The sequence below is a fragment of the Kribbella sp. NBC_00482 genome, from assembly GCF_036013725.1.
Classification (GTDB): domain Bacteria; phylum Actinomycetota; class Actinomycetes; order Propionibacteriales; family Kribbellaceae; genus Kribbella.
The window spans coordinates 4,925,566-4,949,779 of sequence record NZ_CP107881.1; the positions used below are offsets into that span (position 1 = coordinate 4,925,566).

Below are 24,214 nucleotides of genomic sequence, written 5' to 3' on the forward strand. Positions count from 1 at the left end.
CATGACCAAGGCCCTCGAGGGTGTCCGTGTTCTCGACATGACCCACGTGCAGTCCGGACCGTCCTGCACCCAGCTCCTCGCCTGGCTCGGCGCCGATGTGATCAAGCTCGAGGCACCGACCGGCGACATCACCCGCCAGCAGCTGCGCGACCTGCCGGACGTCGACAGCCTGTACTTCACGATGCTGAACTGCAACAAGCGCAGCATCACGCTGAACATGAAGTCCGACCGCGGCAAAGAGATCTTCATCGACCTGGTGAAGAACTCCGATGTCCTGGTCGAGAACTTCGCCCCGGGCGCGATCGACCGGATGGGCTTCACCTGGGAACGGCTCCAGGAGCTCAACCCCGGCCTCGTGTTCGCGTCGATCAAGGGCTTCGGCCCCGGCCGGTACGAGAACTTCAAGGCGTACGAGGTGGTCGCCCAGGCGATGGGCGGCGCGATGAGTACGACGGGGTTCGAGGACGGACCGCCCACCGCGACCGGCGCGCAGATCGGTGACTCGGGCACCGGCATCCACCTGGTCGCCGGCATCCTCGCCGCGCTGCTCCAGCGGACGCACACCGGCAAGGGCCAGCGGGTCACCGTGGCCATGCAGGAAGCGGTCCTGAACCTGACCCGGGTCAAGCTCCGCGACCAGCAGCGGCTGGCGCACGGTCCGCTGCGCGAGTACCCGAACGACAACTTCAACGGCGAGGTGCCGCGGTCCGGGAACGCGTCCGGCGGCGGCCAGCCCGGCTGGGCGTTGCGCTGCGCACCCGGCGGACCGAACGACTACATCTACGTGATCGTGCAGCCGCCGGGCTGGGCGCCGATCGCCGACCTGATCGGCAAGCCGGAGCTGGCCGAGGACCCGGACTGGGCGACGCCGGCCGCGCGGCTGGACAAGCTCGACAAGATGTTCGCGCTGATCGAGCAGTGGACCGAGCAGCACACGAAGTTCGAGGTGATGGACAAGCTCAACGCGCTGAACGTGCCGTGCGGGCCGATCATGTCCACGGCCGAGCTGATCGCGGACGAGACGCTCGCCGACCTCGGCGCGGTGGTCGAGGTCGAGCACCCGCAGCGCGGCTCGTTCAAGACCGTCGGCTGCCCGATCAAGCTGTCCGACTCCCCGGTCGACGTGCAGACCTCACCGGGCCTCGGTGAACACAACTCCGTCATCTACGGCTCGCTCGGCATCGACACAGCCGAGCTCTCCGAACTCAAAGCCGCCGGCGTGATCTGAACAGGAGTGGAACGCATGACTTATGACAAGGCAGCAGTCCGGACCATCCTCGACCAGGCTCTGGCGGACGGCCGCACCTCGCTGAGCGCGCCGGAGGCCAAGTTGGTCGCCGACGCGTACGGCATCCCGACGCCGGGCGAGGGGCTGGCCACGACTGCCGAGGGGGCCGCCGGCCTCGCGGCCGAGATCGGTTTCCCGGTCGTGCTGAAGATCGTCTCGCCGGACATCCTGCACAAGACGGATGCCGGCGGGGTGGTGGTCGGCGTCGACTCCGAGGATGCCGTGCTGGCTGCCTACAAGCAGATTGTCGACAACGCGACTGCCTACAAACCGGATGCAGACATTGTCGGCGTGCTGGTGCAGAAGATGCTGGTCACCGGCGGTGACGTGCAGGAGGTCATCGTCGGTGCGGTCACCGACCCGACGTTCGGCAAGGTGGTCGCGTTCGGGCTGGGCGGCGTACTCGTCGAGGTGCTCAAGGACGTCACGTTCCGGCTGGCGCCGCTGAGTGACGACGAGGCGCGGGCGATGGTCGACGGGATCGATGCACACGAGATGCTCGAAGGCGTTCGTGGCGCGCGACCGGTCGACAAGGAGATTGTCGGCAATCTGATCAAGCGGGTGTCCGACCTGGTCACGGACTTCCCGGAGTTCGCCGAGGTCGACCTGAACCCGGTGCTCGCCGGGCCGGACGGCTCCACCGCGGTGGACTTCCGGATCATCGTGGACGCCGAGGCCGGCAAGCCGGTCGAGCGGTACAGCCAGGAGGAGATCCTGACCGCGATGACCCGGATCATGAAGCCGCGCGCGGTGGCCGTGATCGGGGCGTCCAACGAGGACGGCAAGATCGGCAACTCGGTGATGAAGAACCTGGTCAACGGCGGGTACGCCGGGGACATCTACCCGATCAACCCTCGCGGCGGGGAGGTGCTCGGGCTGAAGGCGTTCCCCTCGATTCTCGACGTGCCGGGTGACGTCGACGTCGCGGTGTTCGCCGTACCGGCCAAGTTCGTCGGCGGGGCGCTCGAGCAGTGCGGGCAGAAGGGGGTCGCGGGCGCGATCCTGATCCCGTCCGGGTTCGCCGAGACCGGTGAGCAGGCGCTGCAGGACGAGGTCGTCGCGATCGCCCGCAAACACAACGTCCGCATTCTGGGACCGAACATCTACGGCTACTACTACCTGCCGGAGAGCCTGTGCGCGACGTTCTGCACGCCGTACGACGTCCGCGGGTCGGTCGCCCTGTCGTCACAGAGCGGAGGCATCGGGATGGCGATCCTCGGCTTCAGCCGGTCCAGCCGGATGGGCGTTTCCGCGATCGTTGGGGTAGGCAACAAGGCCGACATCGACGAGGATGACCTCCTGACGTTCTTCGAGAGCGACGACAACACCAACCTGATCGCCATGCACCTTGAGGATTTGAAGGACGGCCGGGCGTTCGCCGAGACGGCGGCCCGGGTGTCGAAGAAGAAGCCGGTCGTCGTACTGAAGGCCGGCCGTACGTCGATGGGCGCGCGGGCGGCCAGCTCGCACACCGGCGCCCTGGCCGGCAACGACAAGGTGTACGACGACATCCTGCGGCAGAGCGGGGTGGTCCGGGCGCCGGGGCTGAACGAGATGCTCCAGTACGCCCGCGGGATCCCGCTGCTGCCGACGCCGAAGGGCGAGAACGTCGTCATCATCACCGGCGCGGGCGGTTCCGGCGTACTGCTGTCGGACGCCTGCGTGGACGCCGGCCTGACGCTGATGGACATCCCGTCAGATCTGGATACGGCGTTCCGGAAGTTCATCCCGCCGTTCGGCGCGGCCGGCAACCCGGTGGACATCACCGGCGGTGAGCCGCCGTCGACGTACCGGAACACGATCGCGCTGGGGCTGGCCGACGAGCGGATCCACGCGTTGATCCTGGGGTACTGGCACACGATCGTGACACCGCCGATGGTGTTCGCGAAGCTGGTCGCCGAGGTGGTCGAGGAGTTCCGGGCCAAGGGCATCGACAAGCCCGTGGTCGCCTCGCTGTCCGGTGACGTCGAGGTCGAACAAGCCAGTCAGTACCTGTTCGACCACGGTGTGGTCGCGTACCCGTACACCACCGAGACCCCGGTCCAGGTCCTCGGTGCCAAGTACCGCTGGGCCCGCAACGCCGGGCCGCTCGGCAACAGTTGATCTTCAGTTGATTGGAGGCAGGAGCACGCGGGGGAAGTTGATCCGCTAGTTGGCGTCGAACTAAGGAGTCCGCCTTGGACGTCACGAGCAAGACCTCAGAAGTTCCCGAAGAGCCGGCCGCGGCAGCCGTGACCGAGAAGGTCTGGAAAGCGGGCAGGCTCGAACCGATGCCGATCCGGAAGCTTCCGGACGCACCGCCCTCCATCCACATCCTCGGTCCGACCGTCTTCCTGGTCGCACTGGGCGTGGGGATGGGGGAGTCGTACATGTGGCCCCGGCTCGTCCTGGTGTTCGGGCCGGACATCCGCTGGTGGTTCATGGTCGGTGTCACGCTGCAGGCGTTCGTGCTGCTGGAGATGGCGCGGTACGCGATGGCCACCGGGGAGAGCATCTTCTTCGGCGCGGCCCGGATCTTCAAACCGCTGATGTGGTTCTTCTACGCGGCGGCGATCCTGATCTACATGTGGCCGGGGCATCTGTCCGCCGGCGCGGCCGCGTTCGAGGAGATCACCGGCATACCCTGGCAGGTCACCGCGTGCGTGGCTCTGGTGTTCGTCGGTGTGCTGTTCAGTTTGCTGTCGGTGATCTACAACTTCCTCGAGAAGCTGCTCGGTCTGCTGATCGGGCTGCTGGTCGTCGGTACGTCGGTGATCGCGGCGATCGTCGGCAACTTCGACGATCTCGGCCGCACCCTGTCCGGGATGTTCGCGTTCGGGTACTTCCCGGACGACGCGATGACGTCGGCGTGGTTCCCGGTCGTGGTCGGTTCGATCGCGTTCGCCGGGCCGTCCGGGATGCAGCAGATGTGGTACACGCTGCAGCTGCGGGACAGCGGCGCCGGCATGGGCGCCCACATCCCGAAGATCCGCGGGCTGCGGGCCGAGAGCGAAGCGGAGTCGATGCCGTCGCGCGGGTTCATGTTCGACACCGAGGACCCGGCCGAGATGGCGAAGTGGAAGGGCTGGCGCAAGTGGGTCACGTTCGACGCGCTGCTGCTCTTCTGGGGTATCACGATGCTGGTAACAGTCTCGTTCACCGTGCTGGCGATGTCGGCGGCGCGCGAGAACCCGAACGTCGCCTCGCTGATCGAAGGCGGTGACCGGGAAGCGGCGCTGAAGGCGATGTCGGACGCGTTCGCGTCGGCCGGCTCGCCGGTCCTCGGGACGTTGTTCTTCGCCTTCATCGCACTGATCGGGCTGAACGCGACCCTCGGTCTGTTCGACTCGTTCTCCCGCGGCCAGGCGGACATGACGTACTACTTCGTGCCGGGCGCCAAACGGTTCTCGATGTCGCGGCTGTACGCCGGGTTCCTGTGGGGCGTGATCCTGTTCGGCATCCTGATCCTGCTGTTCGGCCCCGCCGACGGCCCGGCCGGGATCCTGGACACGCTCGCGTTCCTGTCCACCTTCGCGATGGGCGCGTACTGCATCGTGCTGCTGCTGACCAACAACATGCTGCTGCCGAAGAAGATCCGTCCCGGCCCGGTGCGGAACGTGATCATCGGGTTCGGAGCGGTGTTCTACCTCGGGATGCTGTTCTACTGCCTGTTCCGCTTCGGCGTGGCTGTGGGCTGAGCCATGACTGACTTGAAGCAGTTGGCGGAGTACTGCGTTCCGGCCGCGTCGGTGGGCGCGGCGGCGGGACTCATTGCCGGTGGACTGGCCGCGTTCGTCGGCCAGCCCGCCGGTTGGGCAGTCGTCACCGGGCTCGGTCTCGGCGTACCACTGATCCTGTTCGGGTCCGGGTACGCCGCACTGGTTGCGCTCGGCAAGGTCCCCGCGGGCGTGTTCGCGCCGGCGGCGGTCTACTGGGTGATCGCGTTCCCGCTGGCGCTCCTGGTGCACTCGGTGGTCACCGCCTGGGTGATCACCGGTTCACCGGGCCTGCCACCGGAACCCTGGAAGTTCCTCGCCTTCCGTGCCCTGGTGAGCATGGGATTCGCGATCGGCTTCCTCTGGATGCAAGAACAGATAGGCCGCTTCTGGTGGCCGCACATCCTCGACCGCAACGTCTACGCGCGTCGCGTCGTGGAGCAGTACACGCACCTGGCCACCGCCCTGGCAGCCCGAAAAGCCGCCACCGGCCGCAACCGCTAACCCCACCGGTCGCCCGCAACCACCAGGCTGCGGGCGACTGGTCTGCAGTGGTGGGTTAGCGACCGAAAGCACACCGCTCCGCGGCGGCCGTTTGTCGCCGCCTCCGCCGGGCGCGCGCCCAGTGGTGACGGCGACTGCGGTCGGCGGGGCTTTCCGGAATATTTTTGTCGCTCCGTGGCGATTATGTTCCGGAAACACAGCCCGATGTACGCCCCGGCGGCCACACGTGGTCGCCGCATGGGGCGAGGGAGGGTTTAGTTCGTGCGGCGTCGGCGGCGGGGGGTCGGGTCCGTGTCGGGGGACTCGACGGGGGGCGTGGTTGCCTGGAGGTCGTGGTAGGCCTTGCGGGTGTGTTCGGTGTGTTCTCGCATGATTTGGGCGGCTTTGTCTTCGTCGCCTTCGCTGATGGCCTTGACCAGGCGGTTGTGTTCGCGCCAGGAGGCTGCGCCGCGGACGGGGGCCACGGGGGTGTAGTACCAGCGGACGCGGCGGTCGACCTGGGCGGCGAAGTCGACGAGGAAACGGTTGCCGGACATCTGGGTGATCAGGCTGTGGAGCTCGGCGTTGGTCCGCACCGTGCCGTCGATGTCGCCGGCTTCCTGGTACGTCGTGCCGACCTTGCACAGCTCGCGCAACTTGGCGACGTCGTCCTTCGACGCGTGCCGGGCCGCGAGCCGCGCGGACTCCGATTCCAGCGCCGCACGGGCCGCCAGCAACTGGTCGACCTCGTCCTCCGCCGGCACGTGCACCATCGCGCCGAACCCGGGCCGCAGATCGACCCAGCCTTCGTTGTTCAAGCGCTGCAGGGCCTCGCGCACCGGCTGCCGCGAGACGCCCAGGATCCCGGCGAGTTCGACCTCGACCAGGTGCCGCCCGCGCTCGAGCGTGCCGTCGATGATCATCTCGGTGAGGGCCTCGTACACCGACTCCCGCAACGGCGTCGGCCGCTTGACGTGCCGCACACCGGCCGGTTCGGCACCCGCCCCTGGCCCCGCACTGATCGTCGTCATGAGGTCCCTTCCGGTCCTACAGCGATGGCACTTGGTAGACAGTCTACCAAGTGCCATGCCTTGACATATACCTCCGGCACCGGTTGCCCGGTACGCCGAGGTCAGGCCGCGGACTCGTCCGCGTTCCGGCGGCCGTCATCGTGGGCGCCACGGGCCTCCTGGGCGGTCAGCTCGGCGAACTCGGCGTCGAGGTCGACCGGGTTGTTCAGCTCCTGCAGTTCCGGGGCATCCGGGAACTGCGGCCGCGCCGCCAGAGCACCGAACCTACGTGTGAAGATCATTTCTACCCTTCCTTGAATTCTGGCTTCTGTATACATTCAACCAGGTGTACTGACCGGTTATGCCCACGTCTCACGTGATCCCGGTTACGTACGCCGTGATCCCGCTTACACCGCGGTGGAGTATGCATGCGCGCCGGCACCGGCCAGTCGCCCACCGTCGACGATCAGGTACTCGTCACGGATCGGCGTACCGCTCAGCCACGACTCCAGGATCTCCCGCGTGCCCGCGGCGTACCGGGTCTGCGCGGACAGTGACGAGCCGGACATGTGCGGCGTCATGCCGTGGTGGGGCATGGTCCGCCACGGGTGGTCGGCCGGCGCCGGCTGCGGGTACCAGACGTCACCGGCGTACCCGGCCAGCTGTCCGCTCTCCAGGGCCCGCGCGATCGCGTCCCGGTCGGCGATCTTCGCGCGGGCGGTGTTGATCAGGTAGGTGCCGCGCTTCATGGTCGCGAGCAGTTCGTCGCCGAACAGCCCCTCGGTTTCCGGGTGTAGCGGCGCGTTGATGGTGACGACGTCGCAGTGCGGGACCATGTCGGCTGCACTCGGGTGGAAAGTGAGGTTGAGTTCGCGCTCCACCGACTCCGGCAGCCGGTGCCGGTCGGTGTAGTGCAGCTTCACGTCGAACGGTGCCAGCCGCCGCAGTACGGCGGTCCCGATCCGGCCGGCTGCGACCGTGCCGACCTGCATCCCTTCGAGGTCGTACGAACGCGCGACGCAATCCGCGATGTTCCACCCGCCGTCGACCACCACCTGGTACGACGGGAGGTAGTTCCGCACCAGCCCGAGGATCATCATCACCACGTGCTCGGCGACGCTGATGCTGTTCGAGTAGGTGACCTCGGCAACCGTCATGCCGGCGCCGATCGCGGCGTCCAGGTCGACGTGGTCGGACCCGATCCCGGCGGTGATCGCGAGCTTCAGCTTCGGTGCCTTCGCGATCCGCTCGGCCGTCAGGTACGCCGGCCAGAACGGTTGCGAGATCACCACATCGGCGTCCGGCAGTTCCCGGTCGAGCGCGGCCTCCTTGTCGGAGAGGATGACGAGCTTGTGTCCTTGGCTCTCCAGGAAGTCGCGCAGTCCGAGTTCACCGGACACGCTTCCGAGCAGGGTGCCTGGTGTGAAGTCGATCGACTTCGGCGACGGCGCCGTCTGGCCGTCGGGGTAGCGCTCGATCGAGGGGATGCTGTCGCGGGCGTACGACGTCGGGTAGCCGGCGGCAGGGTCGTCGTACAGCACGCACACAATCTTCGCCATGGTGGGAATCTCCTTGTTCTGAAGGGATTTCCACCATCGCCGGGTCAAGGGCCGACGGTCAAAGACTTGCTCGCTATGTCGAGATAGCCCGAACCCATCAAGTGCACGTCGAGCAGGCTGTCCAGGGCCTCGTGTACGCCGGCTTGCCGGGCGACGTCGAGTAGTGCGCGGGCGAGCACGGGTTCGGGGCTCCGTGCGGCGATCACCAGGCCGACCCGCGGTCCGTGCGCCGGGCGCTTGAGCGGTACGACGCGCATCCCGTCCGGTACGCCGAACATGTGCAGCCACGCGTGCGAGATCACGGTCGACCAATGGTTGCCGTGCAGGTGACTGTAGAGACCGGAGACCGTGTCGCTCTCGATCGACGGTGTCGCGATCACGCCGTCGTCGGTGAAGTACGCGTTCATGATCCGGCGGTTGCGCATCTCGGGGGAGAGTAGGCAGAGCGGCAGTTCGGCGACCTGCGCCCACGTCGCCACCGGCAGATCGGCGAGCTCGCTGTGCTTCGGGGTGAGCAGCAGGTACCGCTCCTCGTACAGCGGCGTCTTGCGCACCTGACCGAGCGTGTCGTCGTCGAGATACGTCATCGCGACGTCCAGCTCGAACTCCGCCAGCTTCTGCGTGATGTCCCGCGACGACAGCGACTCGAGCGTGACGCGTGTGTTCGTATGGCGCTCGCAGAACGGTGTCGTCAGGAGTGAGACGACCGGCATCGCGGTCGGGATCGCGCCGAGCCGGAGCGTGCCGTTCAGCCCGCCGCGCATCATCGACAGCTCGTGCCGGAGCGCGTCCTGCTCGGCGAGGATCCGCTGGGCCCAGAGCAGCACCCGCTCGCCCTCGGGGGTCAGGCCCTCGAAGCGGCGGCCGCGGCGCACGATCGGTACGTCGAGCTCCTGCTCGAGCTTGCGGATCGCGGCGGACAGGGACGGCTGGGAGACGTAACAGGCATCCGCCGCCCGGGCGAAGTGCTTCTCGCGGGCGAGGGCGACGAGGTACTCCAGCTGCCGGAGCAGCATCAACGACCCCGGTCTGGTGTGCAGTCGCCTGTATACATAATCCAACTGTAGTGAGGTATTCGACCGCCCGGTAGATCTCGATCTCGATGTGAACTGGGTCACACCATGTCTCGTTGGGGCAGGGCCGTTCGACGGTCAGGCAGAGGTACTTCTGCCAGAAGGAGCTGTGTGATGAACAAGGTGGTTTCGAAGGACGGCACCGAGCTCGCGTACGACATGACCGGCACCGGACCCGGTCTGGTGCTGATCGCCGGGGCGTTCACGGGCCGCGCGTACTTCGCGGAGTACGCCGAAGCGCTGTCGTCGGCATTCACGGTGGTGAACTACGACCGGCGTGGTCGCGGTGACTCCGGTGACACGACGCCGTACGCCGTGGAACGGGAGTGGGAGGACCTGCACGCGATCCAGTCGGCTACGGACGCGCAGTTCGCCTGTGCGTTCTCGTCCGGGGTGATGGTGCTCCTGCAGGCAGGGCTGCCGTTCGAGAAGCAGGCGGTCGTGGAGCCGCCGTTCCGCGTGGAGGGCGCCCCGCCGGCGCCGGAGCGATACCTGGAGCGCCTGCAGGAGTACGTCGCTGCCGGGAACGCAGGTGGTGCGGCTGAGCTGTTCATGGTCGAGGCGGTCGGTCAGCCGCGAGAGGTGGTCGAGCAGATCAAGCAGACACCGATGTGGGCTGGTCTGGAGGCGATGGCGCACACGCTTGTGTACGACGCGCTGCAGCTGCGGGACAGCGCCGTACCGGTGGAGCTGCTGGCGTCGATCGACGTACCGACGCTGGGGCTGTACAGCAACGCCAGTCCGGAGTGGCTGCAGCGGTCCGTGCAGGAGGCGGTGGCTGCGCTGCCGCAGGGCACGGTGGAAGGACATGACGGGACGTTCCACACGCTGCCGCCGGAGACACTGACGCGCGTGCTGTCGGACTACTTCCTCAGTGCGTGAACCGCTCGACCGGGGAGTCCCCGGTCGAGGAGGTGCTTGAGACGTGGCGCTAGCGGCCGCTCTACGCCGTAGTGCAGGGCGGCCGCGACGCCGGTCATCAGGAGCATCGTCGCGGCGGCCAGGAGGACGTGGTTCACCTGGTCGCCGAGGCGTTCGAAGATGACGAAGCCGATGTGCGCGTGCACCAGGTACAGCGGGTAGGTGAGCGCTCCGAGGACCGCGAACCACGGCCGGCCGAAGCGGTGGGTGAGCCGGAGCGCGACCGCGAGCATGATCGCGAAGATCGCGACGATGATCACGACGACGACCGGCCGGTGCAGCTCGGCGTGGTACCTGATCCCGACCCGGTCGGCGAACCCGACGCCCCGGTAGATCGCGTTGCCGAGCGAGATCGCGACGATGGCCAGCGTCTGCGGTGTCGCGCCGTACCGGTGGATCAGGCAGAGCGCCATCCCGGCGATGAAGTAGTGCGAGAACTGCGTGTTCAGGATCAGGTCAGTTGAGTGCGGCAACAGTCCGGCCTGGAAGACGAAGGTCGCGGCCAGCCAGGCCCAGCAGAAGATCGTGACCCGGCGCGCGGTGATGCCGATCCAGGTGAGGACCAGGATCATCGCGTAGAACCGCAGCTCGGCCCACAGCGTCCAATAGACGACATCGACGTTCTCGATGTTCGGCAGCGAGTTGAACATCGTCAGGTTCGCCAGGTACTGCGGAAGCGAGACCGGGAACCGCCCCTGGCTGAGGCCGACGGAGACGATCGTGGTGAGCGTGACGGCGATCCAGTACGCCGGATAGAGCCGGACCGCCCGTGAGATGACGAACGACCGCGGGCTGCGATCCCACGCGCTGAGCAGGACCACGAACCCGCTGATGGTGAAGAACAGATCGACGCCGAGGTACCCGTACCGCGCGACCACGTCCACGTGCGGGAAGCGCAGGTCGCTGAGTCCACCGGCGTACGCGGAGAACAGATAGTGGTACGCCATCACCGAGACCGCCGCGACAATCCGCAACAAATCAACCTCGTGGAGCCTGCCCCTCGTCGGTTCCACAGCCATCCTCTCCTCCGGGATCGCCACCACTACAGCGGATGTGTAGCGCCGGATCGTCAGCCCTGAGCCTGATCCGCGCTGCGACCGTCGGATGACGACCCTGACCGTTGATAAGACATGGCGGTGATCGACGACAGGCTGTTCAAGAGCTGGACGCTCGTACTGCGAAACTCCAAGGAGGATGCCCAGGGCATCGTCGAGGATCTGGGCTGGAGCCGATCCGACGCCGATGACGACTACTGGGAGTCGGCCGACGACGTGACGCTGTTCCTGCGCCATGACCGCACTTCCGGCGAGCTCGGTTGCAATCTTCGCGGCGTCGATCGCGACGCGGTCAGCCGGCACTTCGACGATCTGGAAGCGCGGATGGACGCCTTCTCGACGGAGGAGCTGCTAGCTGGGATCGACCAGGCGGAGACCGCCGCGGAGACGGCGCAGGCGTTGTTCCGGCTGGGCCTCGGAGCGCCCCTCGAGTTCGACGAGCGGACGGCGACGCAGGTCGTGGGGGCGCTGTCGTTCGAGCATCCGATGATCCGGGCAGCCGCGGTGCGGACCATCGGCTACCTGATCTGGGGCTCGATGCTGCGTCCGCCCGTCGAGCGTGTCTTCGACGACGACCCGGACGAGCGTGTCCAGCGGCAGGCGGGGCAGTTGCTGAGCGCCTTCGATCAGGTGGCGGCGGGACGTACCAGCTGAGGATGGCGAGCGGCGAGTTCGTTGTAGGCGGCAAGTACTTCGGTGGGGATGGTGATGTGGTCGATGAAGTTGTGGCCGTGGGGGCCGTAGACGGTCGGTGAGAGGCGGTGGATCTCGCCGAGGAGGAGGGAGCGGAAGCGGTCGCGGGTCCAGATCTCGGGTGCGGCCGGGCCGGCGCTCACACGGTCGGGGCCGATCCACGGGACGAGGGGTGCCCGGCTGATCAGCGTCGTACCGGGGAGGTCGGCGAAGGATCGCTCGAAACAGGCATGGGTACGGCGTTGCATCGTCGGGTCCTGGATGAGTAGCAGCGTTTGCGGCGTACTGATCAGCTCCCGGGTGAACGCCGCGTTCTCGCCGCAGTTCGTGGATCGATCCTCGACGGCGATGTCCTCGGGCGCCACGCCGGCGCTGGTCAGGAGGTCGCGAAACACGTGCGACTCCGGACGACCGCTCGCTGCCTCCGCACCTCGTCGGCGAAGGGCGTCTTCGAGGAAGCTCGTCGAGTGCCCGATCCCGCCGCTCACCAGGATCGGCGCGCCGTACGCACGGTGCGCCTCGGCGGCCGTGTCGACCGACTCCAGCACCGCCGAGCCCATCAACACGATCCGATCGACCGGCTGCTCGATCGGGTCGCGTCGCGCGAGGTACCTCGCGATCACATCCTCATCGAACACGGTGTGAGTCTGGCATCAGGTCGGCAGGCGCATTGGCATCAGGATGTAGGCGGAGTCGGCCGTCGGAGCATCGTCGAGGGAGTGCAGGCCGGTCAGGTTGGCTGGTTTGGTGGGTTGGGTGAAGGCGAAATGTGCGATCGGGGTGCCCAGCGAGGCCAGTCCGTCGAGCAGGTAGCCGGCGTTGAAGCCGGCCACGATCGGATCGCCGGTGAGCTTGACCTCGACAGCCTCCGACGCCTGCGCCTCTTCGCCGTTGCCCGCGTCGAGTGTCGCCGTACCGTCCGCGAACGTGACTCGCACCGGCGCCGACCGCTCGGCCACCAGCGCCACCCGCTTGACCACCTCGACCAGCGCGGCAGTCTCCACGGTGATGGTGCTGGTGATCGCGCTCTCGGCCGGGATCAGGCCGCGAACCTTCGGGAACTCGCCGTCGATCAGCCGACTCGTCGCCCGCCGCCCGCCACCTTCGAACCCGATCAACCCGTCCCCAGTGCGGGTCGAACCGAGCGCAAGCGTCAAGTCATGACCGGACATCGCCTTGGCGACGTTCGCGAGCATCTTGGCCGGAATCAGCACGTTCGCGTCGACGCCCGGATCGGCCGGCTCCCACGGGAACGTCCGGAGGGCCAGCCGGTACCGATCGGTGGCCAGCAGTGAAATGGTCGACCCGCGGAGCTCCAGCCGGATCCCGGTGAAGACCGGGAGCGTGTCGTCCCGGCCGGCCGCGCTCACCACCTGCGCGACCGCGTGCGCGAAGACGTCCCCGTCGACCACACCGCTCACCGCGGGCATCTCCGGCAACGCCGGATACTCGTCGAGCGGCAGGGTATGAAGGACGAATCGGGCGGCCCCGCTACTCACCTGGACTCGAGCCGCCTCACCGCTCAGATCCACCGAGTCCCGGGGCATGCTCCGGCAGATGTCCGACAGCAACCGTCCGGATACCAGCACCCGCCCCTCGTCGGCCACCTCGGCCGGCACGCTGACCTGCCCCGAGCTCTCGTAGTCGAACCCGGACAACGTCACCTGCCCGTCCGCCGCCTCGACCACCATCCCGGCCAGAATCGGCACACTCGGCCTGCTCGGCAGCCCACGCGCAACCCATCCGACAGCCTCAGCCAGCACCTCTCGCCCGACCCGAACCTTCATCCCAGCTCCTCCCCATCGACAGACCCAACCCAATCAGTCGCCACCGACAGTTTCCGGAGACGAACGATCCGGCCGCACACCAGGCGCGGCCGGATCGTCAACGAGCGAACGTCAGTAGATGGTTACGCCGTACGCCGGACGTGATGCCGAGCGCCTCACCTGGTGGTCATCGAAGGCGATGCGCTCGATCTGATCGGCTTCGCGCCGTGACAGGACGACCGCCGACAATGCCCCTGGGATCACGCTGCCGGGGTCACTCGTGGCCATCGCGACCACGTCCGGCCACCGTCGGCAATGGGTCTCCATGCTGGTCGACCGCACAACCCGTCCGCGGGCCCACTGGCCGGAGCGGGCTACGTCTCCTGGTACGTCGAGGAGGATGAGGTGGAGCGGCAGGCCGGCTTGGCGGGCGCGCCAGCCGATGAGGTGACGTGCCCAGGGGCGGGTGGCGCAGTCGTGGATCACCAGGGGGCCGCGGCCGGGGCGCATCGCGCTCAGGAGGGTCACGTAGTACACGAGATGGACGAGTGGTCGCCAGACCGCGTAGGGGACTGCTCCGAGGACGGGCATCCAGCGCTCGCGGATGTGTGCGGAGTCGAGCACTCGCACAGTGCGGTTGTTGTCGGCGAAGACCCGGCGTAGCAACGTGCTCTTTCCCGCACCGGGTATGCCGGCCAGCACTACGACAGCGTCCACGGCGTACCGCAGCTCGCGGCCCCGCAGTACTCCTTCGATGACTCCTGCATGCATCAGATCCGTCCTTCCCACGCGTACAGGTAAGACGAACGACGCTCGCGGATCGCCCCGAGAACGAACTGAGAAGTCGCTAGGAACTCCCTGAGGACGGGACCCGGGAGGAACGAAAGGGTGGAAGATCTGAAGCCACCGGCCGGATTCATGTGATTGCAGTCACAAGCCCAGCTGTAGACGGCGCCCCCGGCAGGACTCGAACCTGCGACCAACGGATTAGAAGTCCGACGCTCTATCCAGCTGAGCTACGGGGGCGTATAGCAGGGAAGAGTCTCTCAGATCGCCGGGTGATCTCGCCTCTGGGTTCCCGATCGTGATGGTTCCGGGCGCGGCGAAGTACAGGGCTGTCGTTCCATCCCGGTAACGCTGAGTGGGTGGTCCTGCCGCTGGATCTGCACCCCAACTAGGCTGCGGGGCATGAGTCACCCCTCACCAGGCCAGTCCGGCGCGCCGCAACCCGCGGCGGGGTCGGCGTACTCGCCCGGCGGACCGTACCCGCAGCCCAACGTGCTCGGGAAACATCCCGTGCCCGGGCAGCGGCGGAACCGCGGCGTGCTGATCGGCATCGTGATCGCGGTGGTCTTCGCGATCGCGGGTCTGGTGATCTTCGGAATCGTGGCCAAGTCGACCGGCGCCGGCGGCTTCACCTGGGGCCTGGTGTTCGCGTTCGTCCCGGTCATCCCGGTCATCGCGCTCTACCTCTGGCTGGACCGGTACGAGCCCGAGCCGACGAAGTACATCGTCTTCGCGCTCTGCTGGGGCGCGTTCATCGCCACGCTGGCCGCGATCTTCATCAACACCGAGGTGTCGCACCGGCTGGCCGAGACCGGCGTCGGCGGCGACCGGTCCGCGGTGTTCGTCGCGCCGCCGGTGGAGGAGTTCGCCAAGGGCTCCGTGATCCTGCTGCTGGCGCTGGTCCGGCGCAAGGAGTTCGACGGCATCATCGACGGCCTGGTGTACGCCGGGATGGTGGGCGTCGGCTTCGCCTTCACCGAGAACATCCTGTACTACGGCCGCGTCTTCAACACGCTCTCCGAGGAGGCCGGCAGCGACGCCGGTCTGCGCGGTGCGTTCGCGCTGTTCATCATCCGCGGCGTGATCTCGCCGTTCGCGCATCCACTCTTCACGTCGTTCACCGCGATCGGCATCGGCGTCGCGATCCGGCATCGAAGTACCGTCGTACGGTATCTGGCCCCCGTGGTCGGATATCTGGCCGCGGTACTGGCGCATGCGGCGTGGAACGCGTCCGCGAGCTGGGCCGGCGGCGGGGGCTTCATCCTCGCGTACCTGTGCCTGATGGTTCCGCTCTTCATCTGCCTCGTGGTTTTCGCGCTGGTGATGCGGTCCCGGGAGGGACAGATGATTGCGTCCAGGCTGTATGACTATGTGCGGTTCGGCTGGCTGGTGCCGCAGGACGTACCGCTGATCGCGACGCTGCGCGGGCGCAAGGCGCTGCGGCAGAACGCGCGGCGGTACGGCTCCCAGGCGGAGGTGGCCGCGAAGGCGTTCCAGCACAACGCCACCGAGCTGGCGTACCTGCGAGACAAGATCGTCCGCCAGGTGATCGGGCCCGAGGCGCTGGAGACCGAGAAGTCGCTCCTCGACGAGCTGCGGCAACGGCGCCCGAGCGTCCCGTTCCCCCCGATGCCGGCGTTCGCCCAGGCCGCCCCGCAGTACGCCGGCGCGCCCTTGCCTCCTGGCGCGCCGATGGGACCTGGCGGGGCTGTGCCTGGACCGGGTGGAGTGCCGGGCGGTGTACCGGGCGGTGTACCGGGTGGTCAGGGCCCGTATCCGCGCCCGCAGGATGGTTATCCGCCTGCTCAGTCCGGGTATCCCTCTGGGCAATCCGGTCACGCAGCCGGTCAGCCCAGTTACCCACCGGGACCCCCTGGTCAACAAGGACCGCCGGGAGGATACGGTCCGTATCCACCACCGCAGTGACTGCCACCCGTCCACGCCGCCAAACGGGGATGACGATGACTTTGCTTCTGCGCTGTCCGACCGGGCACTCTGTGCTCGTGGGCGGACACCGTGGCTGACATGAGGTCAGCAGCTGGTGAAGGTTCGGAACCGCGGGTTCCGAACCAGGATCAGCCTGCCCAGGAGCTGGCGAACCTCATCGCCCAGTCGACCCCCAAGCCCCGAGGCTTCTGGCGCCGCAGGCGCCGCAAGTCCACCCCCGAAGAGTCAGCCCCGCCCAATCAGCCCACACTCCCGCCCGCCGACCCCACCAAGCCACCAGCCCCGGAGGCAGCCCCTGGGGAGGCTCCGGCAGCCACCGGGTCCACAGACAGGACAGCCGACCCCGCGGCCGCCGACGGCGCCTCAGAAGGCCAGGCCGGCGAGTCCGGCTCGGACAAGAACGCAGACACCGGCTCGGACACGCAGGCAGTCGAGTCCGGCTCGGCGACCCAGGCAGGCGACGGCGAAGATGCTCCGGCTGGGGACAGTGCTGTGGGCACGCCCGCTGACGCGGAGGCGGCTGTTGAGCGGGTAGGTGCTGAGGCCGACGGCAACTCGGGCGCGGGTGCTGGGGAAGACGGTGAGGCTGAGGGCTCGACTGGTACGTCGGAGGCCGGGAGCGGTGGCGTGCCTTCGAAGAGCCCGGGGGACCGGCCGCGGTCGGCTGTTGGGGTCGTGTATGAGCCTGATGAGTCTCCTGATGGCTTTCCTCTTGAGTTCGGCAACATCATTGTCGGTCTCCCCAAGGGGGCTGAGCAGTCCGGAGTATCGGCCGACGCGGATACCGCGGGCGATGAGCAGGCGGAGGACGTGCAGGTCACGGCTGACGAACCAGCAGGCGCTGACGCGACGGCCGCCGACGACGGTGGTTCCGTCCACGACGCTGAACCCGTCGCCACGGATGAGTCCGTCGATGAGTCCGTAGATGATGCGGACGCCGACCTGGCAGATGACGATGGCGATGAGGTTGCGGTCGACGCGGCAGACAGTTCGGATGCGACCGACGGCAGCGAGTCTGCTGTCGAAGAGGCCGACCAAGCTCAGGACAACACCGCGGACACGGATCTCGAAGATGCGGACTCCGGAGGCGTGGAGGATGCCTCGGCCGAGTCGGTAGCTCACTCGGATGCTGCTGACGAGAGTCCGGTGGCGGATGGTGCTGCGGGCAACGAGTCGGTGGGTGAGGGCGAGAGCGACACGGCGGATGAGGCGGCGGCTGAGGCTGCTGGCGAGTCGGCTGCTGAGGTGGCTGGTGATGCTACGGCGGATGGCACAGAGGCGGATGCTGCCGGCGACGACTCGGTGGGTGGGGACGAGGGCGACGCTGAAGCGGATGCGGGTGATGACGTTGAGGAGGAGCTGACTGCGGAGCAGTTGGCTGAGCGGTTGGCGGCTGAGCAGGCTGCTATGGCTTTGATTACTGCGTTGATGAAGTTGCGGGGTGTGCTGGCGGGGAGTCAGCTGCCGCTCGAGGTTGTGGGAGCTGACGAGGCTCGGCAGCAGCAGAAGGCGATGCTCGATCAGCTGGACGACTACTTGTTGCCTCGACTGGTGCAGCTCGAGGCGCCGATTCTGGCGGTGGTCGGTGGGTCTACCGGGGCCGGGAAGTCGACGCTGGTCAACACCGTGATCGGCAAGGTCGTCAGCGAGCCGGGTGTACTCCGGCCAACGACGCGGTCCCCGGTGCTGATCCATCACCCGGCGGACGCCGACTGGTTCGTGGGGGACCGGGTGCTGCCGGGGATGGCGCGGACGAGTTCGGACGAGCCTGGTGGGATGGAGGACGCGGGACAGTTGCGGCTGGTTGCGGCCGACAGCGTTCCACGCGGGCTGGCGATTCTGGACGCGCCGGACATCGACTCTGTCGTCGAGGCCAACCGTGATCTTGCGACCCAGCTGCTTGCGGCGGCCGATCTTTGGCTGTTCGTGACGACCGCGGCCAGGTACTCCGACGCGGTGCCGTGGGAGTTCCTGCAGAGCGCCTCGGATCGCAGTACGGCGGTCGCGGTGGTACTCGACCGGGCACCGAGCGAGACGATCGACGACATCACCGGGCACCTCGCGCAGATGCTGCTCGAGCGCGGGCTCGGCGACTCGCCGCTGTTCTCGATCCAGGAGACGGTTGTCGACGGCAACGGAATGTTGCCGCAGCAGTCCGTTGCCTCGATCAAGGACTGGCTGGTCGACCTGGCCGCCGACGCGGAGGCGCGGGCGTCCGTCGTCCGTCGTACCCTGCAGGGCGCGGTCAGCGCGATGGTGAAGAAGGCCCCGCCGTTCGCGGCCGCGGTCAGGGCGCAGGCCGAGACCGCCATCGAGTTGCGGACCTCGGCGGAGTCGGCGTACGACCAGGGCGTCAAGGACATTGCGAAGGCGTGCCAGGACGGGACGGTGTTGCGCGGCGAGGTGCTGGCACGGTGGCAGGAGTTCGTCGGAACCGGCGAGCTGCTGAAGGGGCTGCAGTCCAACGCCGGCCGGTTGCGGGATCGGTTGAAGACCTCGCTCGGCAACAAGCCGGCGGAGACCCGCGACGTCAGCGACGCGATCCAGTCCGGCTTGGAGTCGCTGCTGCGTGAGCATGCGGCTGCCGCCGCGGAGCGCGCCGAGAAGCTGTGGCAGGCAACCGCTCCTGGTCGCCAGCTCCTGGCAGCCGCCGAGGCCGACCAAGCCGCGAACGGTGCCGAGGGCAACGGTGGTGGATCGCTCGGCGCGATGTCGGAGGAGCTCCCGGCAGGGGCGAGCCGCACGGTGCGGGAATGGCAGACGTTCGTCCTCGACCTGGTCCGCAACGAAGGCGCGGACAAGAAGTCGACGGCACGCATCCTGGAGTACGGCGTCAACGGGCTCGGCCTTTCGCTCATGGTGGTGGTGTTCGCCAGCGGAGCCGGCATCCCGAAGGGTGCTCAGGCCAGTGCCGGAGCGGGCAGTGCGGTGGTCGGGAGGCGGCTGCTGGAGGCAGTTTTCGGCGACAAGGCCGTTCAGGGCATGGTCGATAGGGCGCGCGAGGATCTTGACGGTAAGGTTCATGCCCTGATGGATGCCGAATTCGCCCGCTATCTGGCTGTCCTTGACCAGCATCCGGTCGACGCCGAGACGGCCAGGCAACTGACGGAGGCCGCGCGCGCGGTGGAGGACTGCACGTGACGGAAACAGTGGATACGGTCGAGACGCCGACGCGGGCCGAGACCGATGTCCTGAAGAAGATCGACGCGCTCAAGGTGGCCGCGGAGGCCGGTGACGGCCGGCTGGACCCGGTGGTGCTCACCGAGGCCACGCAGATCGTCGACCGTGCCGGGCAGCGCCTGCGCATGTCGGGTGACCTGACGGTGGTGGCGCTCGCGGGCGCGACGGGCTCGGGCAAGTCTTCGCTGTTCAACGCGCTGACCGGGCTCGACCTGGCCGCGATCGGAACGCGCCGGCCGACCAGCTCGATGCCGCTCGCGTGTGTCTGGGGTGACGAACCGGCCGGTGAGGTGCTGACCTGGCTGGGCATCCCGCGCCGGCACCAGGTGCAGCACCGCAGTTCGCTCGAGGACGCCCGGTCCGAGGACCTGGACGGACTGGTCCTGCTGGACCTGCCCGACCACGACTCGACCGAGGTGGAGCACCGCTTGATCGTCGACCGGCTGGTGGAGCTGGTCGACATGCTGGTGTGGGTGGTGGATCCGCAGAAGTACGCCGATGCGGCACTGCACAACCGGTACATCAAGCCGTTCGCCTCGCATTCCGGGGTGATGGTGTTCGCGCTGAACCACATGGACAAACTGACGCCGGAGCAGCGGAAGAGCTGCCTCGACGACCTCGACAAGCTGCTCAAGTCGGACGGCCTCAAGTCGCCGACGGTCGTTGCTACGTCGGCGGTCAGCGGTGACGGCCTGGAAGAGGTCCGCTCTCTTCTGGTCAAGCGGGTCAGCAACAAGCGCTCTGCGCGTGTGCGGCTTGCGGCCGATGTCGACCGGGTCGCGGACCGGATGGCGGGCCAGTGCGGCAACGCCAAGACCCCGGAGATCGCCGAGGCCGATGTCACCGAGCTCGTCGACTCGCTCGCGGACGCGAGTGGGCTGACGGTCGTGGCGGACGCCGTACGGCGCTCCTACCTGCAGCGCGCCCGCGCCGCGACGGGATGGCCGCTGACCAAGTGGCTCGGCCGCTTCCGTCCGGATCCGTTGCGGCGGCTGCACGGTGACCAGGTCTCGCGCGAGCAGGGCAAGGCGTTGCGCAAGTCCGCGGCGAGCGAGGTTGCGATCGCGCGCTCTTCGTTGCCTGCGGCAACTCCAGTGCAGCGTGCGCGGATGGACGCCGCGGTGCGCACGATCACGAACAAGGCCGCCGAAGGGTTGTCGCGTCCGTGGGCGGACTCGGTGCGCTCGGCGATCCGGCGACGCGAGGAGTCGCTCGGTGACGAGCTCGACCAGGCCGTCGCGCGGACGGACCTCGGCGTGTCCAGCAATCCCGGGTGGTGGAGCTTCGCCCGGGTGGTGCAGTGGTTGCTGTTCCTCGTGACGCTCGGCGGCGCCGCCTGGCTGATCGCCTTGCTGGTGGCGCGGATCGCCGATCTGAACGATCCGCCGCTGCCGGAGTGGAACGGCATTCCCTACGCGTGGATCATGCTGGTCGGTGGCGGCGTGCTGGGCTTGGCGCTCTCCTTCGTCTGCCGGCTGGCCGCCACGAACGGGGCGCTGCGGCGCTCCCGGCAGGTGGCGACGGCGCTGCGGGCCGAGCTGGTGAACGTCGCCGACAGCCACGTGGTTGCGCCGGCCCGCGAGGAGCTTGCGGCCTACACCACGTGCCGCGACAGCGTCGCCACCGCCCGCCAGTAGTCCAACCGGCGGGCGGGCGGCGTTCGACTGCCGAACGTCCCAGGTGAGACCTACAGCTCGGCGTCTGGTGCGTACTGCGACAGGGAGATCTTGGCGGCGCTGAGGAGGTCCTCCTCGGTGGTGCCGCCGGACGACCGAATAGCTTCGATCCAGGAGCGGACGGACTGCTCGTTGTAGTCGATGACCTCGGGGGAGTCGGCCATCTGCACCGGGTCGGTGTCGGCCGGGAGCTGGCCGGTGACGTAGAGGGCCAGGCCGAGCAGGGCGCCGTCCCAGCCCGGACCGACCCAGAGCGCGCCGGAGCCACCGGGGGCCGGGGCCTCGCTCATCGAGTGTTCGAGTTCGAGCTCGGTGGAGGAGCCCGCGCCGGGCAGCAGTCGCACCTCGAGCAGGCTGTTCGGGCCGCCGAAGGTCACCTTGAAGGTCTTCGGCGGGTCGCATTCCAGGATGTCGCCGCCGGCGTTGCCCTCCAGTTGGAACGAGCCGCCGACCTTGAGGTCCCCGCTGACGGGCATGAACCAGCGCCGCATCCGTTCCGGGTCCGTCAGGGCGTCCCACACCTCCGCCGGCTCGGCCTGGTAGGAGCGGCGCATCAGCACCGTCACGGTCTCGCCGGTCCGGCTGACCTCGCGCTGGACCGCGTTGATGTGCTCGAGGATGTCGATCACGGATGGTTCCCTCTTCTGCTCGGTTGCTGAGACGTTCCTCAGAATGCCGGTCGGGGCTTATATAAGTCAAGATTGAGATAGTCATGCCGCCTCCGCCGTCGCGGACAGCGGGAGCGGCGCGACGGAGTACTCGTCGGGCGGGTACGGCGCGGCGGTCGTCTCGGTCGGGCGTTCCACGGACTCCACAGACTCCACGGGCGTGCGGACCGAGTCGGCGCGCGGCGCGTTCTTCGCGAAGGTCGTCGTACCGCGGTTGAGGTCGTGGCCGAGGGAGAAGGCTTCGAGGATGACGCGGCTGTGTTGTTCGCCGGAGTCGTCGGTCCATTCGTGGGTGCGGAGCCGGCCGGTGACGATGACGGGCTGGCCGATCCGGATGGATTCGAAGGCGTTCTGGGCGAGGCTCCGCCAGCACTGCACCGTGTACCACGTGGTCGGCTTGTCGACGTAGTTGTTGAGGGATCTGTCGAACTGGCGGGGCGTGGAGCCGAGCCGGAAGCTTGCGTGCGGAGTCTGGCGGATCTCCTTGAAATCGGGTTCGCTGCCGATCCAGCCCAGAACAGTGAGGTAGGTGTCGCCGAGGCTCATGACGGGTTCCTTCCGTTCGCAGACGTGTGCTGTCACCCGGAGAAGGTGCACCTGTCGCGCCCCGATCGGAGGCACGAACTTCCCGTCTGTGGACAACCGTCACGGCCTGGTTGGGAAACGGGACACCCGAGCACATAGGCTCTGGGGCATGGCGGAATTCATCTACACACTTCGCAACGTCCGGAAGGCACACGGCGACAAGGTCGTTCTCGACAACGTCACGCTGAACTTCCTCACCGGCGCGAAGATCGGCGTGGTCGGGCCGAACGGCACCGGAAAGTCCTCGCTGTTCAAGATCATGGCGGGGCTCGACCATCCCTCCAACGGCGAGGCCCGGCTGGCCGAGGATGCGACGGTCGGGATCCTGCTGCAGGAGCCGCCGTTGACCGAGGGCAAGACCGTGCTGGAGAACGTTCAGGAAGGGGTCGGCGACACCAAGCAGAAGCTGGACCGCTTCAACGAGATCTCCGCCGAGCTGGCCGATCCGGACGCGGACTACGACACGCTGCTGGGCGAGATGGGTGACCTGCAGACCGAGCTCGACCACCGCAACGCCTGGGACATCGACGCCCAGCTGGAGCAGGCGATGGACGCGCTCCGTTGCCCGCCGCCCGAGGTGCTGGTGGACAAACTTTCCGGTGGTGAGCGCCGCCGGGTCGCGCTGTGCAAGCTCCTGCTGGCGCAGCCTGACCTGCTGCTGCTCGACGAGCCCACCAACCACCTGGACGCCGAGTCGGTGCAGTGGCTGGAGTCGCACCTGCAGAAGTACCCGGGCGCCGTCATGGCGATCACCCACGACCGGTACTTCCTGGACAACGTGGCCGAGTGGATCCTCGAGCTCGACCGCGGCCGGACGTACGGCTACGAGGGCAACTACTCGAAGTACCTGGAGACCAAGCAGCAGCGGCTCGTGGTCGAGGGGCAGAAGGACGCGAAGCGGCAGAAGATCCTGGAGCGCGAGCTCGAGTGGGTCCGGTCGAACGCGAAGGGCCGGCAGTCCAAGAGCAAGGCCCGTCTGCAGCGGTACGAGGAGCTGGCGGCCGAGGCCGAGCGGTCCAAGAAGCTGGACATCGACGAGATCAACATCCCGGGTGGTCCGCGTCTGGGCAGCACGGTCCTCGAGGCGAACAAGCTGGTGAAGGGCTTCGGCGACCGCACCCTGTTCGACGGGCTGAGCTTCTCGCTGCCTCGAGCCGGCATCGTCGGCGTCGTCGGTCCGAACGGTGTCGGTAAGTCCACGCTGTTCCGGATGATCGTCGGCGAGGAGCAGCCGGACGGGGGCAGCCTGAAGCTCGGTGACACGGTCAAGATCTCGTACGTCGACCAGTCCCGCGGCGGCCTGGACCCGAAGAAGACGGTCTGGCAGCAGGTGTCCGACGAGCTCGACTTCATCAAGGTCGCGAACTTCGAGATGCCGAGCCGGGCGTACGTCGCCTCGTTCGGCTTCAAGGGCCCGGACCAGCAGAAGCCGACCGGCGTGCTGTCCGGCGGCGAGCGGAACCGGCTGAACCTGGCGCTGACGCTGAAGATGGGCGGCAACCTGCTGCTCCTCGACGAGCCGACCAACGACCTGGACGTCGAGACCCTGCAATCGCTCGAGGATGCCTTGCTGGAGTTCCCGGGCTGTGCGGTGGTCGTGTCCCACGACCGGTGGTTCCTGGACCGCGTGGCGACCCACATCCTGGCCTGGGAGGGTAGCGGCGACGACCCGGCGAAGTGGTTCTGGTTCGAGGGCAACTTCGCGTCGTACGAGGCGAACAAGGTCGAGCGCCTCGGCCCGGAGGCGGCCCGGCCGCACCGCGTCACGTACCGCAAGCTCACCCGCGACTGAGCGACCGAGCGACTGAGTACGCCGTCGAAGGACCCCG

General features: G+C 67.8%; 21 protein-coding genes and 1 tRNA gene. 10 read left to right on the forward strand and 12 right to left on the reverse strand.

Annotated features, from left to right (window positions below):
• Position 1: 1 nt before the first annotated feature.
• The 4 genes from frc to OHB24_RS24165 all read left to right on the forward strand — a co-directional run bounded on the left by frc (position 2) and on the right by OHB24_RS24165 (position 5,487).
• A complete protein-coding gene (gene frc / locus OHB24_RS24150) occupies positions 2-1,228 on the forward strand; it encodes a formyl-CoA transferase (RefSeq protein WP_327633102.1) in 1,227 nt (408 codons plus the stop codon).
• Between the two features lie 15 nt (positions 1,229-1,243).
• Complete coding sequence (locus tag OHB24_RS24155; RefSeq protein WP_327633103.1) at positions 1,244-3,391, forward strand: acetate--CoA ligase family protein; 2,148 nt, start codon at positions 1,244-1,246, stop codon at positions 3,389-3,391.
• Positions 3,392-3,465: 74 nt separating this feature from the next.
• Positions 3,466-4,965 carry an Nramp family divalent metal transporter gene (locus tag OHB24_RS24160; RefSeq protein ID WP_327633104.1) on the forward strand — a complete coding sequence of 500 codons (1,500 nt, stop codon included), beginning with the start codon at positions 3,466-3,468 and terminating at the stop codon, positions 4,963-4,965.
• Between the two features lie 3 nt (positions 4,966-4,968).
• The gene (locus OHB24_RS24165; protein WP_327633105.1) at positions 4,969-5,487 is read left to right on the forward strand and encodes a hypothetical protein; all 519 of its coding nucleotides are present in this window, start codon (positions 4,969-4,971) and stop codon (positions 5,485-5,487) included.
• 254 nt (positions 5,488-5,741) lie between these two features.
• Here OHB24_RS24165 and OHB24_RS24170 read toward each other — a convergent pair whose 3' ends face one another.
• From OHB24_RS24170 to OHB24_RS24185, 4 genes are all read right to left on the reverse strand, one after another.
• Positions 5,742-6,497, reverse strand: coding sequence for a GntR family transcriptional regulator (locus OHB24_RS24170; protein ID WP_327633106.1), 756 nt, complete (start codon positions 6,495-6,497; stop codon positions 5,742-5,744).
• A gap of 101 nt (positions 6,498-6,598) precedes the next feature.
• On the reverse strand, positions 6,599-6,778 hold the full coding sequence (locus tag OHB24_RS24175) for a hypothetical protein (RefSeq protein ID WP_327633107.1): 180 nt from the start codon (positions 6,776-6,778) through the stop codon (positions 6,599-6,601).
• 105 nt (positions 6,779-6,883) lie between these two features.
• Positions 6,884-8,035, reverse strand: a complete 1,152-nt coding sequence (locus OHB24_RS24180; protein ID WP_327633108.1) for an NAD-dependent formate dehydrogenase — start codon at positions 8,033-8,035, stop codon at positions 6,884-6,886.
• A gap of 44 nt (positions 8,036-8,079) precedes the next feature.
• Positions 8,080-9,051: a LysR family transcriptional regulator gene (locus tag OHB24_RS24185; RefSeq protein WP_327633109.1), complete on the reverse strand. Its 972-nt coding sequence runs from the start codon at positions 9,049-9,051 to the stop codon at positions 8,080-8,082.
• A gap of 171 nt (positions 9,052-9,222) precedes the next feature.
• Between OHB24_RS24185 and OHB24_RS24190 the strand changes: the two genes are divergently transcribed.
• Positions 9,223-9,990: an alpha/beta fold hydrolase gene (locus tag OHB24_RS24190; protein ID WP_327633110.1), complete on the forward strand. Its 768-nt coding sequence runs from the start codon at positions 9,223-9,225 to the stop codon at positions 9,988-9,990.
• On the opposite strand, the gene OHB24_RS24195 is transcribed toward OHB24_RS24190, so the two are convergent.
• Positions 9,972-11,048 (reverse strand): acyltransferase family protein, encoded by a 1,077-nt coding sequence (locus OHB24_RS24195; RefSeq protein ID WP_327633111.1) that lies wholly within the window; start codon positions 11,046-11,048, stop codon positions 9,972-9,974. The genes OHB24_RS24190 and OHB24_RS24195 overlap by 19 nt on opposite strands.
• 117 nt (positions 11,049-11,165) lie before the next feature.
• Between OHB24_RS24195 and OHB24_RS24200 the strand changes: the two genes are divergently transcribed.
• Positions 11,166-11,738: a hypothetical protein gene (locus OHB24_RS24200; RefSeq protein WP_327633112.1), complete on the forward strand. Its 573-nt coding sequence runs from the start codon at positions 11,166-11,168 to the stop codon at positions 11,736-11,738.
• Here OHB24_RS24200 and OHB24_RS24205 read toward each other — a convergent pair.
• The 4 genes from OHB24_RS24205 to OHB24_RS24220 form a co-directional block, all read right to left on the reverse strand.
• On the reverse strand, positions 11,711-12,415 hold the full coding sequence (locus OHB24_RS24205; protein WP_327633113.1) for a YdcF family protein: 705 nt from the start codon (positions 12,413-12,415) through the stop codon (positions 11,711-11,713). The genes OHB24_RS24200 and OHB24_RS24205 overlap by 28 nt on opposite strands.
• Before the next feature lie 15 nt (positions 12,416-12,430).
• Positions 12,431-13,564, reverse strand: a complete 1,134-nt coding sequence (dnaN, locus tag OHB24_RS24210; RefSeq protein WP_327633114.1) for a DNA polymerase III subunit beta — start codon at positions 13,562-13,564, stop codon at positions 12,431-12,433.
• A gap of 111 nt (positions 13,565-13,675) precedes the next feature.
• Entirely contained in the window at positions 13,676-14,314 is a 639-nt protein-coding gene (locus OHB24_RS24215) for an AAA family ATPase (protein ID WP_327633115.1), read from the reverse strand.
• Between the two features lie 181 nt (positions 14,315-14,495).
• Positions 14,496-14,569: transfer RNA gene (locus tag OHB24_RS24220), tRNA-Arg, on the reverse strand.
• A 162-nt stretch (positions 14,570-14,731) separates the two neighbouring features.
• Here OHB24_RS24220 and OHB24_RS24225 point away from each other — a divergent pair.
• Complete coding sequence (locus OHB24_RS24225) at positions 14,732-16,255, forward strand: PrsW family intramembrane metalloprotease (protein WP_327633116.1); 1,524 nt, start codon at positions 14,732-14,734, stop codon at positions 16,253-16,255.
• Positions 16,256-16,639: 384 nt separating this feature from the next.
• On the opposite strand, the gene OHB24_RS24230 is transcribed toward OHB24_RS24225, so the two are convergent.
• Positions 16,640-17,398: a hypothetical protein gene (locus OHB24_RS24230; protein WP_327633117.1), complete on the reverse strand. Its 759-nt coding sequence runs from the start codon at positions 17,396-17,398 to the stop codon at positions 16,640-16,642.
• 24 nt (positions 17,399-17,422) lie between these two features.
• Between OHB24_RS24230 and OHB24_RS24235 the strand changes: the two genes are divergently transcribed.
• Positions 17,423-19,417, forward strand: a complete 1,995-nt coding sequence (locus tag OHB24_RS24235; protein WP_327633118.1) for an ABC transporter — start codon at positions 17,423-17,425, stop codon at positions 19,415-19,417.
• Positions 19,414-21,093 (forward strand): GTPase, encoded by a 1,680-nt coding sequence (locus OHB24_RS24240; protein WP_327633119.1) that lies wholly within the window; start codon positions 19,414-19,416, stop codon positions 21,091-21,093. The genes OHB24_RS24235 and OHB24_RS24240 overlap by 4 nt, the downstream gene beginning before the upstream one ends.
• A 50-nt stretch (positions 21,094-21,143) precedes the next feature.
• On the opposite strand, the gene OHB24_RS24245 is transcribed toward OHB24_RS24240, so the two are convergent.
• A complete protein-coding gene (locus tag OHB24_RS24245) occupies positions 21,144-21,761 on the reverse strand; it encodes an SRPBCC family protein (protein WP_327633120.1) in 618 nt (205 codons plus the stop codon).
• An 81-nt stretch (positions 21,762-21,842) separates the two neighbouring features.
• Complete coding sequence (locus OHB24_RS24250) at positions 21,843-22,346, reverse strand: single-stranded DNA-binding protein (RefSeq protein WP_327633121.1); 504 nt, start codon at positions 22,344-22,346, stop codon at positions 21,843-21,845.
• Between the two features lie 148 nt (positions 22,347-22,494).
• Between OHB24_RS24250 and ettA the strand changes: the two genes are divergently transcribed.
• Entirely contained in the window at positions 22,495-24,177 is a 1,683-nt protein-coding gene (gene ettA / locus OHB24_RS24255) for an energy-dependent translational throttle protein EttA (protein WP_327633122.1), read from the forward strand.
• The last annotated feature ends 37 nt before the right edge of the window (positions 24,178-24,214 follow it).

Coding starts and splice junctions, on each gene's coding strand:
- OHB24_RS24175 (WP_327633107.1), bottom strand. CDS start 6,778: ATGATCTTCACACGTAGGTTCGGTGCTCTGGCGGCGCGGCCGCAGTTC.
- OHB24_RS24180 (WP_327633108.1), bottom strand. CDS start 8,035: ATGGCGAAGATTGTGTGCGTGCTGTACGACGACCCTGCCGCCGGCTAC.
- OHB24_RS24195 (WP_327633111.1), bottom strand. CDS start 11,048: ATGGCTGTGGAACCGACGAGGGGCAGGCTCCACGAGGTTGATTTGTTG.
- dnaN (WP_327633114.1), bottom strand. CDS start 13,564: ATGAAGGTTCGGGTCGGGCGAGAGGTGCTGGCTGAGGCTGTCGGATGG.
- OHB24_RS24185 (WP_327633109.1), bottom strand. CDS start 9,051: ATGCTGCTCCGGCAGCTGGAGTACCTCGTCGCCCTCGCCCGCGAGAAG.
- OHB24_RS24155 (WP_327633103.1), top strand. CDS start 1,244: ATGACTTATGACAAGGCAGCAGTCCGGACCATCCTCGACCAGGCTCTG.
- OHB24_RS24190 (WP_327633110.1), top strand. CDS start 9,223: ATGAACAAGGTGGTTTCGAAGGACGGCACCGAGCTCGCGTACGACATG.
- OHB24_RS24225 (WP_327633116.1), top strand. CDS start 14,732: ATGAGTCACCCCTCACCAGGCCAGTCCGGCGCGCCGCAACCCGCGGCG.
- ettA (WP_327633122.1), top strand. CDS start 22,495: ATGGCGGAATTCATCTACACACTTCGCAACGTCCGGAAGGCACACGGC.
- OHB24_RS24165 (WP_327633105.1), top strand. CDS start 4,969: ATGACTGACTTGAAGCAGTTGGCGGAGTACTGCGTTCCGGCCGCGTCG.
- frc (WP_327633102.1), top strand. CDS start 2: ATGACCAAGGCCCTCGAGGGTGTCCGTGTTCTCGACATGACCCACGTG.
- OHB24_RS24215 (WP_327633115.1), bottom strand. CDS start 14,314: ATGCATGCAGGAGTCATCGAAGGAGTACTGCGGGGCCGCGAGCTGCGG.
- OHB24_RS24170 (WP_327633106.1), bottom strand. CDS start 6,497: ATGACGACGATCAGTGCGGGGCCAGGGGCGGGTGCCGAACCGGCCGGT.
- OHB24_RS24250 (WP_327633121.1), bottom strand. CDS start 22,346: ATGAGCCTCGGCGACACCTACCTCACTGTTCTGGGCTGGATCGGCAGC.